This is a genomic window from Pseudomonas sp. Gutcm_11s (assembly GCF_028649395.1).
In the GTDB taxonomy this organism is placed as follows: domain Bacteria; phylum Pseudomonadota; class Gammaproteobacteria; order Pseudomonadales; family Pseudomonadaceae; genus Aquipseudomonas.
The window spans coordinates 232,737-248,996 of the sequence record NZ_JAQSUW010000015.1; the positions used below are offsets into that span (position 1 = coordinate 232,737).

Genomic DNA, 16,260 nt, shown 5'->3' on the forward strand with positions numbered 1-16,260 from the left:
TTCGACGGAAAGCGCCGGTGGGCGATTCCGCTGGCGGCAGCCGATGTTGTCGGTTGCCGGTTTCCGGAGGCCTGTCGGGTAACGATAGGCGCAGAAAAATGCAGGCGGCGATTCTATAGGGCCAGGCCTGCTTGTGCCGCCCTTCGGTCAGGCCAGCACAAATGAAAACGGCCCGCGAGGGGCCGTTTTCAGTCAAGCCACGAACATCAGCCGCCGAGGTAGGCGTCGCGCACTTTCGGGTCGACCAGTAGGTCGGCACCGGTGCCCTGCATGACGATGCGGCCGTTCTCCAGTACATAGGCGCGGTCGGCCAGCTTGAGCGCCTGGTTGGCGTTCTGCTCGACCAGGAACACGGTCACGCCATCACGGCGCAGCTGTTCGATGATGTCGAAGATCTGCTGGATGATGATCGGTGCCAGGCCCAGGGAAGGCTCGTCGAGCAGCAGCAGCTGCGGCTTGCTCATCAGTGCGCGGCCGATGGCGAGCATCTGCTGTTCGCCGCCGGACATGGTGCCGGCGCGCTGCTCGAAGCGCTCCTTCAGGCGCGGGAACAGGTGCAGGACCTTGTCCAGCTGCTCCTGGTTGTCGCCCTTGCTGCCGAAGAAGCCGCCCATGGCCAGGTTCTCCTCGACGGTCAGGCGGGCGAACACGCGGCGGCCTTCCGGCACTACCGCGATGCTTTTGCGCATGATGTCGTAGGACTCCTGGCCGACCAGCTCCTCGCCCATGTAGCGGATGCTGCCGCTGGACGCGCGCGGCGAGCCGCACAGGGTCATCAGCAGGGTCGACTTGCCGGCACCGTTGGCGCCGATCAGGGTGACGATCTCGCCCCTTTCGACCTCGATGCTGACGTCGTGCAGGGCCTGGATCTTGCCGTAGAAGGTGGAGACGTTGTTGAAACTCAGCATGTTTACGCCTCCCCCAGATAGGCTTTGATCACGTCCGGGTTGTTGCGGATCTGCTCCGGCGTACCGTCGGCCAGGGGGGTGCCCTGGTTGATCACGTAGATGTGGTCGGAGATGCTCATGACCAGGTGCATGTCGTGCTCGATCAGCAGCACGGTCACGTCGTGGTCGTTGCGCAGCATGCCGATCAACTGCTTGAGGTCTTCGGTCTCGCGCGGGTTGAGGCCGGCGGCCGGCTCGTCGAGCATGAGGATGCGCGGGCGCGTCATCATGCAGCGGGCGATCTCCAGGCGGCGTTGCTGGCCGTAGGCCAGGGTGCCGGCAGGGCGGTTGGCCACGTCGGTGAGGTTCACTTCTTCCAGCCAGTGCGCCGCGTACTCCATGGCCGCCTTCTCGCTGCGGCGGAAGCTCGGGGTCTTGAACAGGCCGGAGAGGAAGTTGGTGTTGAGGTGGCGGTGCTGGGCGACCAGCAGGTTCTCCACCGCAGTCATTTCCTTGAACAGGCGAACGTTCTGGAAGGTACGCACGACGCCCTTGTGGGCGATCTTGTGGCCCGGCAGGTGCTGGATCGGCTCGTCGTCGAGCAGGATCACGCCACCGGTGGGCTGGTAGAAGCCGGTCAGGCAGTTGAACACGGTGGTCTTGCCGGCGCCGTTGGGGCCGATCATCGACACCACCTGCTTGGGCTGCACCGTCAGGGCGACATTGTTGACGGCCAGCAGGCCGCCGAAGCGCATGGTCAGCCCGCTGACTTCAAGAATCGGGCGGCTCATGGTTTCAACTCCAGGTGGGGACGTTGCATGGGCAGCAGGCCCTGCGGACGCCAGATCATCATCAGCACCATCAGGGCGCCGAACATCAGCATGCGGTACTCGCTGAACTCACGCATGAGTTCCGGCAGCAGGATCATCACCACGGCGGCGAGGATGATGCCGAGCTGCGAGCCCATGCCGCCCAGTACGACGATGGCGAGGATGATCGCCGACTCGATGAAGGTGAACGACTCCGGAGTCACCAGGCCCTGGCGCGCGGCGAAGAAGCTGCCGGCGAAACCAGCGAACGCGGCGCCGAGGGTGAAGGCGGAGAGCTTGATGACGGTCGGGTTCATGCCCAGCGCGCGGCAGGCGATCTCGTCTTCGCGCAGCGCTTCCCACGCACGGCCGATCGGCATGCGCAGCAGGCGGTTGATCACGAACAGGGTCAGCAGCACCAGCAGCAGGGCGATCAGGTAGAGGAACACCACCTTGTTCACCGAGTTGTAGGCGATACCGAAATACTCGTGGAAGGTCTGCATGCCTTCGGCCGCGCGGCGCTCGAAGGAGAGGCCGAACAGGCTCGGTTTCTCGATGTTACTGATGCCGTTGGGGCCGCCGGTCAGCTCGGTGAGGTTACGCAGCAGGATGCGGATGATCTCGCCGAAGCCTAGGGTCACGATCGCCAGGTAGTCACCGCGCAGGCGCAGTACCGGGAAGCCGAGGATGAAGCCGAAGAAGGCTGCCATCAGGCCGGCGATCGGCAGGCACACCCAGAAGCCCAGGCCGTAGTAGTGCGACAGCAGCGCGTAGCTGTAGGCGCCCACGGCGTAGAAGCCGACGTAACCCAGGTCCAGCAGGCCGGCCAGGCCGACCACGATGTTCAGGCCGAGGCCGAGCATCACGTAGATCAGGATCAGCGTGGCGATGTCCACGGCGCCACGGCTGCCGAAGAACGGCCAGGCCAGAGCGACCACGATCAGGCCGAGGATGACCCAGCGCTGGGTGGAGGGCAGGGTGAGGAAGTTGCTGGCACCGGCCGGCAGCTTTGGCAGGCTGGGCGCGCTGGCCACGGCGTTGCCCAGGCGATCACGGAACAGCTGCCAGAAGAACATGGCGATAGCGGCGGCGGCGATGGTCCACAGCGCAGCCGGGCTGGCGCCGTGCACTTCGAGTTTGATGCCGACGGTGGTCAGCTTCAGACCGAGTACCGGATAGGCCACTGCCAGCACCAGCAGGGCGCTGAAGAAGGCGGTCTTGAGGTTCTTGGTGTTCATACTTTCTCGACCTCCGGACGGCCGAGGATGCCGGTCGGACGGAACAGCAGCACCAGAACCAGCAGGCTGAACGCCACGACGTCCTTGTACTGATCGCCGAAGATGTCAGCGCCAAACGCTTCGGCCACGCCCAGTACCAGGCCACCGAGCATGGCGCCCGGGATGCTGCCGATACCACCGAGCACGGCAGCGGTGAACGCCTTGATGCCGGCGAGGAAACCGATGTGCGGGTTGATCACGCCGTACTGCATGCCCAGCAGCACCGCGGCCACGGCGGCCAGGGTGGCACCGATGACGAAGGTCAGGGCGATGATGTTGTTGGTGTTGATACCCAGCAGGTTGGCCATCTTGATGTCCTCGGCGCAGGCGCGGCAGGCGCGACCCAGGCGGGACTTGGTGATGAACATGGTCAGGCCGTACATCACCAGGAAGGTGACGACGAAGATCAGGATCTGCATGTAGGAGATCACCACGCCATTCATGGTGCTCTCGCCGAACACGATGTTGCCGGGGATCAGGGTGGCGATGGCCTTGTCTTTCGAATCCTGCGCGAGAAGTATTTCGTTCTGCAGGAAGATCGACATGCCGATTGCCGAAATCAGCGGGATCAGGCGGTTGCTGCCGCGTAGCGGCCGGTATGCTACCCGTTCGATGCTATAGCCGTAAGCGCTGGCGACGATGATGCTGGCGGCGAAAGCGCCGATGATCAGCAGGGGCAGGCTGTCGAGCCCCATCATGGTCAGGCCGGCGATGACGATGAAGGCCACGTACGAGCCGATCATGTACACCTCGCCGTGGGCGAAGTTGATCATGCCGATGATGCCGTAGACCATGGTGTAGCCAATGGCGATCAGGGCATAGGTGCTGCCAACGGTTAGACCGTTAACCAGCTGTTGCAGGTAGTGATAGAGCTCAGGCATTACCTAACTCCTCGGCTCGGTCCGTAAAGCGGCGCTTGTGACGCGACGGATGGCCGGAAAACTCAATAAAACAAAGCCCACTGCTCGCGCAGTGGGCTTTGGGTTCAGGCGGGAAGCTTACTTGGCTTCGGTTTTGGTACCGTCCTGGTGCCACTCGTAAACAACGAAGCTGAAGTTCTTCAGGTCACCCTTCTCGTCGAAGCCCAGCTCGCCGGTCGGGGTTTCGAAGGTGTTGGCGCGCAGTGCGGCAGCGACTTTGTCGGTCTCGGTGGTGCCGGCTTTCTTCATGCCGTCGGCCATGACCTGAACAGCGGCGTAGGCCGGGAACACGAACGGGCCGCTCGGGTCCTGGTTCTTGGCCTTGAAGGCTTCAACCAGAGCCTGGTTCTTCGGATCCTGGTCGAAGGACTTCGGCAGGGTAACCAGCAGGCCTTCGGAAGCCGGGCCGGCGATGGCGGAGATCTCTTTGTTACCCACGCCTTCCGGCCCCATGAACTTGGCTTTCAGGCCTTTCTCGGCAGCCTGACGCAGCAGCAGGCCCAGTTCCGGGTGGTAGCCGCCGTAGTAGACGAAGTCGACGTTGGCTTGCTTGAGCTTGGAGATCAGGGACGAGAAGTCCTTGTCGCCAGCGTTGATGCCTTCGAACACGGCAACCTTGGTGCCTTTGCCTTCCAGGGTCTGCTTGACCGCGGTGGCGATGCCTTCACCGTACTGCTGCTTGTCGTGAACGACGGCAACGGTCTTCGGCTTGACGTGGTCGGCGATGAAGTTACCGGCGGTCGGGCCTTGCAGGCTGTCCAGACCGATGGTGCGGAAGACCAGCTGGTAGCCGCGAGCGGTGATGTCCGGGCTGGTGGAGGCCGCGGTGATCATCAGGATGCCTTCGTCTTCGTAGATGTCGGACGCCGGCTGAGTAGAGCTGGAGCACAGGTGACCAACGACGTATTTCACTTCGTCGTTGACGATCTTGTTGGCTACGGCAACGGCTTGTTTCGGATCGCAAGCGTCGTCGTACTTGACGCCTTCGAGCATCGCGCCGTTCACACCACCGGCCTTGTTGATCTGCTCGATGGCCATTTCGGCGCCAATGAACTGCATCTCGCCGTACTGGGCAACGGCACCGGTCACCGGGCCGGCCAGAGCGATCTTGATGGTGTCAGCGGCCATCGAATAGCTGGCAGCGCCAGCCAGGGCCATAGCGGCGAACAGCTTGGTAACTTGCTTGGTAGCCTGTTTCATAGTGCTCCACTCTTATATGTGTTGTTCGTTCTTGTAATCCATGCGGCCAAAGCTGCAGGACCGGTAAGGTCTCCGGTCACGCTCCCCCGGCAACTGTACCGGCACAGTGTAGAACTCTGTTTTGCGCCTTGAAAAGCGCACTTTGGGAGGCGTGAGGGGAATGTGTCGCTTGGTTGAAATAAACGTACAGAATAACGGCGCGTCTTTTGGTGACTGAAAGGTCCTTATGCCGGAGTGGGGGAGGAGTGAGCTTGCCTGTGGGAGTCGCGACGCTATGATGGCGACCGCTTTCACATTCGTGTGCTTTTTACACAGGGCAAGTCATGACAGAACCAGCAAGCACCCTCTATGCCAAACTACTTGGCGAAACGGCCAAGATTTCCTGGGAGGAGCTGCAGCCCTTCTTCGCCCGCGGTCAGTTGCTGTGGGCCGACAACAGCCTGAACCTGGTCGAGGTCGCGCAGGCTGTGGCCGCCGACGATAGCGCCAAGGTAGCGGCCTGGTTGCAGTTGGGGTTGGTGGCCAAAGTGGATGAGGCGCGTGCGCAGGATTATCTGCAGCGCGACCCGGAGCTGTGGGCTGTGGTGGTGTCACCTTGGGTGCTGATTCAGGAGCGCCCGACTGGTGCGACGCTGCACTGAAGCGGGTCATTTGCGCTTGCCGATGCTGGACTAGACTGAGCTTTTCGACCAGCAAGGAGAGCCATCATGTTTGAACCGGGGCATCTACATAGAGCCAGTCTGCCTGGCCAGATGGAGTTTTCCGTGGACCTCTTCTATGAGGTGCGCAACGATCCCAAGGAGGGGCAGATGATGCACTTCCGCATGGAGGGGCATATCGGGGGGAAGGAGTTCAAGGATGAGTTTGATCTGCATCGCGACACCGCCTTCAACTTCGCCAGCGTCGCCACCCGGGTCGCCGCCAAGCACGGTCTGCCGACCAACCACTCGCTGATCATGCGCGGCCATGCCGAGTTCGACCGGATGTTCGAGGACATCCGCGACAAGCTGCATGCCAAGCCGGGCGAGACGGTGAATTTCGACCATCTGGAGAAAGATGGTCTCTGAGATTCCAGTTAATAAAGAAGAAGCCCCGCTCGTGCGGGGCTTCTTCTTTATGGGCGGGGTATTTCTATGGCAACAAAAAAGCCCCAGGTTTTCACCTGAGGCTTTTGAATTTGGCTCCGCGACCTGGACTCGACGGCGTCAGCCGAACGCGCTTTAGCGCGGCCCTGAAAGGGTGAGGCCGCAGGCCGAATAACCGGGGACGTAGTCCCTGGTGAGAGTCCGCCAGGCAACAAAAAAGCCCCAGGCTTTCACCTGAGGCTTTTGAATTTGGCTCCGCGACCTGGACTCGAACCAGGGACCCAATGATTAACAGTCATTTGCTCTACCGACTGAGCTATCGCGGAACAGCGGTGCGTATCCTACTGATTAAAAAGGGGAAGTCAACACCCGCAGGGCGACTTCCCCGATTTGTCTCAGAGTACCTGGACGATGGCCTTGGTCACTGCGTCCAGGTTGTTACGGTTCAGTGCGGCGACACAGATGCGGCCGGTGCCGACGGCATAGATGCCGAACTCGGTACGCAGGCGATCCACCTGCTCGGCGGTCAGGCCGGAGTAGGAGAACATGCCGCGCTGGCGGGCGACGAAGCTGAAGTCGCGCTTGGCGCCCAGGGCGGTCAGTTGCTCGACCATGGCCAGGCGCATGTCGCGGATGCGCTCGCGCATCTCGCCCAGTTCCTGCTCCCATAGGGCGCGCAGCTCGGTGCTGCCCAGCACGCTGGCAACCACGGTGGCGCCGTGGGTCGGCGGGTTGGAGTAGTTGGTGCGGATTACGCGCTTGACCTGGGACAGCACGCGGCCTGCTTCTTCCTTGCTGTCGGTGACGATGGACAGTGCACCGACGCGCTCGCCGTACAGCGAGAAGGACTTGGAGAAGGAGCTGGAGACGAAGAACGGCATGCCGGACTCGGCGAACAGGCGCACGGCGAAGGCGTCCTGGTCGATGCCCTCACCGAAGCCCTGGTAGGCGATGTCGAGGAACGGTACGTGCTCGCGTTCGCGTAGAACTTCCAGCACGGCTTTCCAGTCATCCAGAGAGAGGTCGACGCCAGTCGGGTTGTGGCAGCAGGCGTGCAGTACGACGATGGAGCGGGCCGGCAGGGCCTTGAGGTCTTCCAGCAGGCCGGCGCGATTCACGCCATGGCTGGCGGCGTCGTAGTAGCGGTAGTTCTGTACCGGGAAACCGGCGGATTCGAACAGCGCGCGGTGGTTTTCCCAGCTCGGGTCGCTGATGGCGACCACGGCATTCGGCAGCAGGCGCTTGAGGAAGTCGGCACCGGTCTTCAGGGCGCCGGTACCGCCGACGGCCTGGGTGGTGACCACACGGCCTTCGGCCAGCAGGGCGGAGTCTGCGCCGAACAGCATCTTCTGTACGGCGCCATCGTAGGCGGCGATGCCTTCGATCGGCAGGTAGCCGCGCGGGGCGTGAGCCTCGATGCGCGCCTTCTCGGCTTCAGCGACGGCGCGCAGCAGCGGAATTCGACCTTCTTCGGTGAAGTACACGCCGACGCCAAGGTTGACCTTGGTGCTGCGGGTATCGGCATTGAAGGCTTCGTTCAGGCCCAGGATGGGGTCGCGCGGCGCCATTTCGACGGCAGAGAACAGACTCATTTTGTGCGGGAGCTCGGAGAGGAGGTTGAGAACCGGCAACGCCCAGTCAAAACCGGAACTAGGGGGTTGCATAATCGGGCCGTTAGTATATCGACTCAGTCTGCGGGCGGCGACAGCGCCGTTACGCATTTCAGTGCTTTGACGCCGGCGCTCGGCTGGCGTCACAGAGGATGGATCATGTCGGATTTTCAGCTCGTTACCCGCTTCAAGCCTGCCGGCGACCAACCGGAGGCGATCCGCCAGATGGTCGAGGGGCTGGAGGCCGGTCTGTCGCACCAGACCCTGCTGGGTGTGACCGGTTCGGGCAAGACCTTCAGCATCGCCAACGTGATCGCCAAGGTGCAGCGCCCGACGCTGGTCCTGGCGCCAAACAAGACCCTGGCCGCGCAGCTGTATGGCGAGTTCAAGAGCTTCTTCCCGAACAACGCGGTGGAGTACTTCGTTTCCTACTACGACTACTACCAGCCGGAGGCCTATGTGCCGGCCTCCGACACCTTCATCGAGAAGGACTCGTCGATCAACGACCACATCGAGCAGATGCGCCTGTCGGCGACCAAGGCGCTGATCGAGCGGCCGGATGCCATCGTGGTGGCCACCGTCTCGTCCATCTACGGCCTTGGCAGTCCCGAGGAATACCTGAAGATGGTTCTGCACGTGGATCGCGGCGACAAGATGGACCAGCGCGCGCTGCTGCGCCGTCTGGCTGACCTGCAGTACACCCGCAACGACATGGACTTCGCCCGCGCCACCTTCCGCGTACGCGGCGACGTGATTGACGTGTTCCCGGCCGAATCGGACCTCGAGGCGATCCGCATCGAACTGTTCGATGACGAAGTGGAGAGCCTGGCGGCGTTCGACCCGCTGACCGGCGAGGTGATCAAGCGGCTGCCGCGCTTCACCTTCTACCCCAAGAGCCACTACGTGACTCCGCGCGAAACCCTGCTGGACGCGATGGAGAACATCAAGGTCGAGCTCAAGGAACGTCTGGACTACCTGCGCACCAACAACAAGCTGGTCGAGGCGCAGCGCCTGGAGCAACGCACTCGCTTCGACCTGGAGATGATCCTCGAGCTGGGTTACTGCAACGGCATCGAGAACTACTCGCGCTACCTCTCAGGACGCGCCCCGGGCGAGCCGCCCCCCACCCTGTACGACTACCTGCCGCCGGAGTCGCTGCTGGTGATCGACGAGTCCCACGTCACCGTTCCGCAGATCGGCGCCATGTACAAGGGCGACCGCTCGCGCAAGGAAACCCTGGTGGAGTACGGCTTCCGCCTGCCTTCGGCCTTGGACAACCGGCCGATGCGTTTCGAGGAGTGGGAAGCGGCCAGCCCGCAGACCATCTTCGTTTCCGCCACGCCGGGCAACTACGAGGGCGAGCATGCAGGACGGGTCATCGAACAGGTGGTACGCCCCACCGGCCTGGTCGACCCGGAAGTGGAGGTGCGCCCGGCGCGCACCCAGGTCGACGACCTGCTCTCGGAGATCCGCAAGCGCGTGGCCGTCGAGCAGCGCGTGCTGGTCACCACTCTGACCAAACGCATGGCCGAGGACCTCACCGACTACCTGGCCGACCACGACGTCAAGGTGCGCTACCTGCACTCGGACATCGACACGGTGGAGCGGGTGGAGATCATCCGCGACCTGCGCACCGGCGCCTTCGACGTGCTGGTTGGTATCAACCTGCTGCGCGAGGGCCTGGACATGCCCGAGGTGTCACTGGTGGCGATCCTCGATGCGGACAAGGAAGGCTTCCTGCGCTCCGAGCGCTCGCTGATCCAGACCATCGGCCGCGCCGCCCGTAACCTGCACGGCCGGGCGATTCTGTATGCCGATCGCATGACCGGCTCGATGGAGCGCGCCATCGGCGAGACCGACCGCCGCCGCGAGAAGCAGCTGGCTTTCAACGAAGCCAACGGCATCGTGCCGAAAGGGGTGACCAAGGACATCAAGGACATCCTCGAAGGTGCGGTGGTGCCCGGTGCTCGCAGCAACAAGCGCAAGGCCGCGGCCAAGGCGGCGGAGGAGAGCGCCCGTTACGAGGCCGAACTGCGCTCGCCGAGCGAGATCACCAAGCGCATTCGCCAGTTGGAAGAGAAGATGTATCAGCTGGCCCGCGACCTGGAGTTCGAGGCTGCCGCGCAGCTGCGCGATGAGATCCAGAAACTGCGCGACCGTCTGCTGCAGGTCTGACCGGTGTGCCGGCTCCGTCTAGTGGCGGAGTCGGCTCAGCGCCGGCCGAAGATGATCATCGACACGCCGGTGAGAATCGCCGCGCAGGCCAGCCCGGCGGACAGACTCAGGCTTTCGTCGAGGATCAGGTAGCCGAGCAGCAGCGCCACCACCGGATTGACGAAGGCGAAGGTCGACACCAGACTCGGCCGCACTTCGCGCAGCAACCAGAAGTACACCGGATACACGCCGAGGCTGACCGGCAGCACCAGGTAGGCCAGCCACAGCCAGCCGGTGCTGCTCATCTGGTCGAGCCGCAGCAGCTGCCAGTCGCCATGGGCGAGACCGAGGCAGCTCATCACCAGGGCGCCGACCAGCATCTGCAGGCCCAGGCCGGTGGCCGGAGACTGGAATGGCGTGCGCTTGCGCAGCCACCAGGCGCCAACTGCCCAGAGCAGGGTGGCCAGCAGCACCAGGGCGCCAGAGAGCCATTGTTGCGCGCTGGTGTTGTCACCCAGGCCGTTGCCCATAAGCAGGACGATTCCGCCCGTGGCGATGGCCAGGCCCAGCAGCACCCAGAGCGGCGGGCGCTCATCCAGCAGCCATTCCAGGGCCACGCTCCATAGCGGCAGGGTGGTGTAGAGCATCGCCAGCAGGCCGGTGGGCAGGTGCTGGTTGGCGTAGATCAACGCGCCCTGGCCGACCGCGATCAGCAGCAGGCCGCCGATCAGTGCGGTGCCCCAGTCGCTGCGCTGGATCTTCAGCTCTCCACGGGCGGCGACCCACAGCAGGGCCAGCACGCCGGCCAGGCAGAAGCGCAGGGCGCCGATGACGAACGGCGGCAGTTCGCGCAGCAGGAAGTGGTTGGCCAGATAGGTAGTGCCCCAGCCTATATAGATGACCAGGAAGGCGCTCACCAGGAGCAACGAGCGATAGCGCGATGACATGAGTAAACCGAAAGGAGCGAGGGTGGCGGGCTTAGTGCGCCGCGCCACCGGTAGCGCCGGCAGGCAGGGCGCGGGTCAGCAGCACGGCGACCATGCTGATGGCCAGGGCCAGACCGACGAAATGGAAGGCGTCATTGTAGGCCATGATCATCGCCTGCTGGTGGGCGATCTCGCTGAGTTTGCCGAGTGCCGCCTGCGAGCTGCCGAGCTGGTCGGTGAGCAGTGCCAGGCGCTCGTCCACCTGCGGGTTGCCCGGTACCAGGGCCTCGCGCAGGTAGTCGAAGTAGGTCTTGGCGCGGCTGTCGAGCAGGGTGGCGAGCAGGGCGATGCCGATGGCGCCGCCGAGGTTGCGCAGGATGTTGAACAGGCTCGATGCGGAGCCTGCGTCCTGCGGCTGGATGTAGGCGGTGGCGATCAGCGAGATGGTGACCATGATCATCGGCTGGCCGAGGGCACGGATGATCTGGATATGGTTGAACTGCTCGCCGGCGAAGTCCGGGTTGAGTACGCCGGAGAAGAAGCTGGAGGCGCCAAACAGACCGAAGCCAATGGCGCACAGCCACTTCGGCGAGACCACTTTCATCAGCTTGGGCACCAGCGGGATGATGAACAGCTGAGGCAGGCCCATCCACATGATCACCTCGCCGATCTGCAGGGCGTTGTAACCCTGGATCTGCGCCAGGTACAGCGGCAGCAGGTAGATCGAGCCATATAGTCCCAGACCCATGCCCAGGCTGGAGATGCTGGTCAGGCCGAAGTTGCGCTCGCGCAGGATGCGCAGGTTGATCAGCGGGTTCGGCTTGGACAGCTGCAGGATGACGAACAGGATCAGGCTGATGATGGCGATGGAGCCGAGGCCGACGATCAGGCTCGACTCCAGCCAGTCCTTGCGGTGGCCTTCCTCGAGGAATACCTGCAGGCAGCCCAGGCCCATGCCCAGGGTGACGATGCCGGCGTAGTCAGTGCTCTTCAGCAGTTCCCAGTGCGGCGGCTTCTTGTCCAGGCCGTACATCAGGCCGGCGATCATCAACAGGCCCGGCGGAATGTTGATGTAGAAGATGTATTCCCAGCCCCAGTTCTCGGTCAGCCAGCCGCCCAGCGTCGGGCCGATGGAGGGGGCGAAGGTGGCGGTGATGGCGAACAGCGCCATGCCTTTGGCCCGGTGATGCTCCGGCAGCTTGATCAGGGTCAGGGTGAAGGCGAGGGGGATCAGTGCGCCGCCGGTGAAGCCCTGCAGGGCGCGGAACACGATCATGCTCTCCAGGTTCCAGGCGAACGAGCAGAGCAGCGAGGACGCCAGGAAGCCCAGCGACACCCATACCGCCAGGCGCCGCGCCGAGAGCAGCTGCACCAGCCAGGCGGTCAGCGGGATCATGATGATCTCGGCCACCAGGTAGGAGGTGGAGATCCACGAGCCTTCCTCCAGGGTGGCCGACAGCGCGCCCTGGATGTCCTTCAGCGAGGAGTTGGTGATCTGGATGTCCAGCACCGCCATGAAGGCGCCGAGCATGGCGCTCATCACCGCGATCCAGTCGCGCCGGCTCGGTTCCCCGACCGGGCGCAGCAGGGCATCAGCCGCCATGGTGGGCTTCGCTGGCGATGTCGACTTTCACTTCCACGGACATGCCGGGGCGAATCTTGCCCTGCAGCGGATTATCGGCGGCAAAGGTCAGCTTGACCGGGATGCGCTGTACCACCTTGGTGAAGTTGCCGGTGGCGTTGTCCGGCGGCAACAGGCTGAACTGCGCGCCGGAGGCGGCGAACAGGCTGTCGATGCGGCCTTCGATGGGGGTGTCGGGGTAGGCGTCGAACACCAGCTCGGCGCTCTGGCCGGGCTGCATCTTGCCAATCTGGGTTTCCTTGAAGTTGGCCTGGACCCAGATGGCGTCGTTGGGTACCACTGACAGCAGGTAGGCGCCGGCCTGCACCACCTGGCCGCTACGGGCCGAACGCTGGCCGATGATGCCGCTGATCGGGGCGTGGATTTCGGTGCGCTTGAGGTTGATCTGCGCCTGTTCGACTTCGGCGCGGGCGTTGGCGATCTGCGCGCCCAGGCGCTTGATCTCGGCCTGCAGGGCGGCGACCTGTTGGTGCTGGGCGGCCAGGTCGGCCTCGGCCTTGGACAGCTGCGAGCGGGCCACGCGGCTGTCGGCGGAGAGGGTGGTGACGCGCTCCTCGGAGACATAGCCCGGCTTGCGCAGGGTCTGGGCGCGGGACAGGTCGATCTGGGTGCGGCTGAGGTTGGCCTGGCCGGCGGCGACATCGGCCTGGCTGGCGGCGATCAGGTTGGCCTGCTGGTCGAGGCGGCTCTGCGCCTGGGTCAGTTCGGCTTCGCGGGTGGCCAGGGCGGCGCGGGCGCGCTCCAGGGCCAGCTGGAAGTCGGCAGACTCCAGGGTGACCAGCAACTGGCCTTTCTCCACGTGCTGGTTGTCGGCGACCAGCACCTGCTCGATGCGCGCGCTCAACTGGCTGGAGACGCGGGTGATCTCGCCCTGGACGTAGGCGTTGTCGGTGCTTTCGTGGAAGCGGCCGACCAGCAGCCAGTGGCCAAACAGCCCCAGGCCGACGATGGCGAGAAGAGCGATGAAGATGGACAGGCGGCGTTGCAATTGGGCAGGCATGAGGCGGGCTCGAACGGCGGGCGTAAGTGTAAGCAAATCTAACAGTGTTGCTGGCAATGCTGTAGACAGTAGAATTCGCAAACTTTGTTGCTTTTGAGGAACAATCGTGGGCCTCGATGACGCCTTGATCTTCACCCGCGTGGTGGAGTGCCACAGCTTCACCCAGGCCGCCCATAGCCTGGGCATGCAGAAATCCACGGTCAGCCGGCGCATTGCCCTGCTCGAGGAGCGCCTCGGTGTGCGCCTGCTCAATCGCACCACCCGCAAGCTGCGCCTGACCGAAGTGGGGCAGGCCTATTACGAGCGCTGCCGGCAGATCATGCTCGACTTCGCCGAGGCCGAGCAGGCGGTGATGCAGCTGCAGCAGGAGCCGTCCGGCCTGCTGCGTATCACCGCGCCCATCGAGTTCGGCCAGCTGTTCCTTGGCGGCGTGCTCGGCCGCTTCATGCTGCAGTACCCACAGATCAGTGCCGAGGTGGAGCTGACCTCGCGCGAGGTGGACCCGCTGGAGGAGGGTGTGGATATCGCCATCCTGGTGGGCCAGCCGCGCGATTCGACGCTGATCGCGCGCAAGCTGTTCGAGAGTCCGCGGCGCCTGTATGCCAGCCCCGACTATCTGGCGCGCCACGGCACGCCTCGCACGGTGCTGGAGCTGGCCGCTCATCGGTCGGTGCACCTGCCCATCGACTCGGCGCGCTATTGGCCGCTATTGAATGAGCATGTGCCTTGCCAGCGCGCTCTGGCCACCAACAACCTGACCCTGGCCCGCGAGGCGGCCATGGCTGGCGCCGGCATCGCCGCGCTGCCGCTGATGATCGCCGAGCAGGGTACGCGCGACGGCCTGTTGGTGGAGTTGCTGCCCGAGGCGCAGTTGCCGATCGGCGAGATCTATGCGGTGTATCCCTCGCGCCGCTTCCAGGCTATGAAGGTCAAGGCCTTCCTCGACTTCCTCATGACCAGCCTGCCGCACGGCAGCCTGCTGGAGCCGGCGGCGGCCGGCCTGCTAACATCGCGCCTTTGATCCGTCCTTCCTGTTTTCGAGACTTGCCATGACCAAAGTCCGCACCCGCATTGCGCCGTCGCCCACCGGTGACCCGCACGTCGGTACTGCCTATATCGCCCTGTTCAACCTGTGCTTCGCTCGCCAGCATGGCGGCGAGTTCATCCTGCGTATCGAGGACACCGACCAGCTGCGTTCGACTCGTGAGTCCGAGCAGCAGATCTTCGATGCCCTGCGCTGGCTGGGCATCGAGTGGAACGAAGGCCCGGACGTCGGCGGCCCGCACGGCCCGTATCGGCAGAGCGAGCGCGGCGCGATCTACAAGAAGTACTCGGACGAGCTGGTTGGCAAAGGCCATGCGTTCCCGTGCTTCTGCTCCGCCGAGCGCCTGGACCAGGTGCGCGCCGAGCAGATGGCGAAGAAGGAAACCCCGCGCTACGACGGCCACTGCATTCATCTCGCTCCGGAAGAGGCGCAGAAGCGCATCGACGCTGGCGAGTCGCACGTGGTGCGCATGAAGGTGCCGAGCGAGGGTGTCTGCGTGGTGCCGGACATGCTACGTGGCGACGTGGAGATCCCGTGGGATCGCATGGACATGCAGGTGCTGATGAAGGCCGACGGCCTGCCCACCTACTTCCTGGCCAACGTGGTCGACGACCACCTGATGGAAATCACTCACGTCCTGCGCGGCGAGGAGTGGCTGCCGTCGGCGCCGAAGCTGATCAAACTGTATGAGTACTTCGGCTGGGAACAGCCCAAGCTCTGCTATATGCCGCTGCTGCGCAATCCGGACAAGTCCAAGCTGTCCAAGCGCAAGAACCCGACCTGCATCACTTTCTACGAGCGCATGGGTTTCATGCCCGAGGCGCTGCTCAACTATCTGGGGCGCATGGGCTGGTCGATGCCGGACGAGCGCGAGAAGTTCTCCCTGGCTGAGATGATCGAGCACTTCGACCTGTCGCGCGTCTCGCTCGGCGGGCCGATTTTCGACATCGAGAAGCTGTCCTGGCTCAATGGCCAGTGGCTGCGCGAGCTGCCGGTGGAGCAGTTCGCCAAGCGCGTGCAGAACTGGGCCTTCAACTCCCAGTACCTGATGCAGATTGCCCCGCACGTGCAGCAGCGCGTGGAGACCTTCAGCGATATCGCGCCGCTGGGCAGTTTCTTCTTCAGCGGCGGCGTGCAGTTCGATCCTGCGCTGCTGGCGCACAAGAAGCTGACTCCGGACCAGGTGCGCCAGGCCCTGCAGCTGGTGCTGTGGGAGCTGGAGGCGCTGCGCCAGTGGGACAAGGAGAAGATCACCGCGTGCATCCAGTTCGTTTGCGAGGGCCTCGGCCTCAAGCTGCGCGACCTGATGCCGCTGATCTTCCCGGCCATCACCGGCAAGGCCAGCTCGGTCTCGGTGCTCGATGCCATGGAGATCCTCGGCGCCGACCTGTCGCGCTTCCGCCTGCGTCAGGCTGTCGAGCTGCTCGGTGGTGTCAGCAATGGCGAAACCAAGGAGTGGAAGAAGCTGCTGGAAGGTTTTCGCGGCTGAGTAGGGGAGGCCGCCAGTCATCGCCCGAGAAGGCGTGATTTGCCCGGCCCCAGGGGTAAGTGATTGTTCTTGCTCCAGAATTTTTTAGGTGTCGCTGAAAAATAGTGTTGACAGGTAAGTGCCTCCCCCCTAATATGCGCCCCGTCCAAGCGACGGGGCTATAGCTCAGCTGGGAGAGCGCTTGCATGGCATGCAAGAGGTCGACGGTTCGATCCC

14 protein-coding genes and 1 tRNA gene are annotated in these 16,260 nt (G+C 63.8%); 5 read left to right on the forward strand and 10 right to left on the reverse strand.

What is annotated here, in order from left to right:
• Positions 1-206 precede the first annotated feature (206 nt).
• From PTT45_RS16130 to PTT45_RS16150, 5 genes are all read right to left on the reverse strand, one after another.
• On the reverse strand, positions 207-908 hold the full coding sequence (locus PTT45_RS16130; protein ID WP_273814602.1) for an ABC transporter ATP-binding protein: 702 nt from the start codon (positions 906-908) through the stop codon (positions 207-209).
• Positions 909-910: 2 nt separating this feature from the next.
• Positions 911-1,678 carry a high-affinity branched-chain amino acid ABC transporter ATP-binding protein LivG gene (gene livG, locus PTT45_RS16135; RefSeq protein WP_273814603.1) on the reverse strand — a complete coding sequence of 256 codons (768 nt, stop codon included), beginning with the start codon at positions 1,676-1,678 and terminating at the stop codon, positions 911-913.
• The gene (locus PTT45_RS16140) at positions 1,675-2,934 is read right to left on the reverse strand and encodes a high-affinity branched-chain amino acid ABC transporter permease LivM (protein WP_043311845.1); all 1,260 of its coding nucleotides are present in this window, start codon (positions 2,932-2,934) and stop codon (positions 1,675-1,677) included. The genes livG and PTT45_RS16140 overlap by 4 nt, the downstream gene beginning before the upstream one ends.
• Positions 2,931-3,854: a high-affinity branched-chain amino acid ABC transporter permease LivH gene (livH, locus tag PTT45_RS16145; protein WP_273814606.1), complete on the reverse strand. Its 924-nt coding sequence runs from the start codon at positions 3,852-3,854 to the stop codon at positions 2,931-2,933. Before livH ends, PTT45_RS16140 begins: the two co-directional genes overlap by 4 nt.
• Positions 3,855-3,971: 117 nt before the next feature.
• A complete protein-coding gene (locus tag PTT45_RS16150) occupies positions 3,972-5,093 on the reverse strand; it encodes a branched-chain amino acid ABC transporter substrate-binding protein (RefSeq protein WP_273814607.1) in 1,122 nt (373 codons plus the stop codon).
• A gap of 323 nt (positions 5,094-5,416) precedes the next feature.
• Between PTT45_RS16150 and PTT45_RS16155 the strand changes: the two genes are divergently transcribed.
• Together PTT45_RS16155 and PTT45_RS16160 are read left to right on the forward strand one after the other, a co-directional pair.
• A complete protein-coding gene (locus tag PTT45_RS16155) occupies positions 5,417-5,734 on the forward strand; it encodes a DUF2288 domain-containing protein (protein ID WP_273814608.1) in 318 nt (105 codons plus the stop codon).
• 66 nt (positions 5,735-5,800) lie between these two features.
• A complete protein-coding gene (locus PTT45_RS16160; protein ID WP_273814610.1) occupies positions 5,801-6,160 on the forward strand; it encodes a DUF5064 family protein in 360 nt (119 codons plus the stop codon).
• A 268-nt stretch (positions 6,161-6,428) separates the two neighbouring features.
• Here the strand turns inward: PTT45_RS16160 and PTT45_RS16165 are convergent.
• Both PTT45_RS16165 and PTT45_RS16170 read right to left on the reverse strand, forming a co-directional pair.
• Positions 6,429-6,504 (reverse strand) — tRNA-Asn (locus PTT45_RS16165).
• Between the two features lie 69 nt (positions 6,505-6,573).
• Entirely contained in the window at positions 6,574-7,770 is a 1,197-nt protein-coding gene (locus PTT45_RS16170; protein WP_273814612.1) for an amino acid aminotransferase, read from the reverse strand.
• A gap of 177 nt (positions 7,771-7,947) precedes the next feature.
• On the opposite strand from PTT45_RS16170, the gene uvrB reads away from it, so the two are divergent.
• Positions 7,948-9,963, forward strand: coding sequence for an excinuclease ABC subunit UvrB (gene uvrB, locus PTT45_RS16175; protein WP_273814614.1), 2,016 nt, complete (start codon positions 7,948-7,950; stop codon positions 9,961-9,963).
• 35 nt (positions 9,964-9,998) lie between these two features.
• Here the strand turns inward: uvrB and PTT45_RS16180 are convergent, their stop codons facing one another.
• Genes PTT45_RS16180 through PTT45_RS16190 form a run of 3 tightly spaced genes read right to left on the reverse strand, consistent with a single transcriptional unit; the run spans position 9,999 to position 13,510 of the window.
• Positions 9,999-10,889 carry an EamA family transporter gene (locus PTT45_RS16180; RefSeq protein ID WP_273814616.1) on the reverse strand — a complete coding sequence of 297 codons (891 nt, stop codon included), beginning with the start codon at positions 10,887-10,889 and terminating at the stop codon, positions 9,999-10,001.
• A 31-nt stretch (positions 10,890-10,920) separates the two neighbouring features.
• Positions 10,921-12,411 carry an MDR family MFS transporter gene (locus PTT45_RS16185; protein WP_273814626.1) on the reverse strand — a complete coding sequence of 497 codons (1,491 nt, stop codon included), beginning with the start codon at positions 12,409-12,411 and terminating at the stop codon, positions 10,921-10,923.
• A gap of 49 nt (positions 12,412-12,460) precedes the next feature.
• Complete coding sequence (locus tag PTT45_RS16190) at positions 12,461-13,510, reverse strand: HlyD family secretion protein (protein WP_273814618.1); 1,050 nt, start codon at positions 13,508-13,510, stop codon at positions 12,461-12,463.
• A 106-nt stretch (positions 13,511-13,616) separates the two neighbouring features.
• On the opposite strand from PTT45_RS16190, the gene PTT45_RS16195 reads away from it, so the two are divergent.
• Together PTT45_RS16195 and gltX are read left to right on the forward strand one after the other, a co-directional pair.
• On the forward strand, positions 13,617-14,531 hold the full coding sequence (locus PTT45_RS16195) for a LysR family transcriptional regulator (protein ID WP_273814619.1): 915 nt from the start codon (positions 13,617-13,619) through the stop codon (positions 14,529-14,531).
• Positions 14,532-14,559: 28 nt separating this feature from the next.
• Complete coding sequence (gene gltX / locus PTT45_RS16200) at positions 14,560-16,044, forward strand: glutamate--tRNA ligase (protein ID WP_273814620.1); 1,485 nt, start codon at positions 14,560-14,562, stop codon at positions 16,042-16,044.
• Positions 16,045-16,260: the final 216 nt, after the last annotated feature.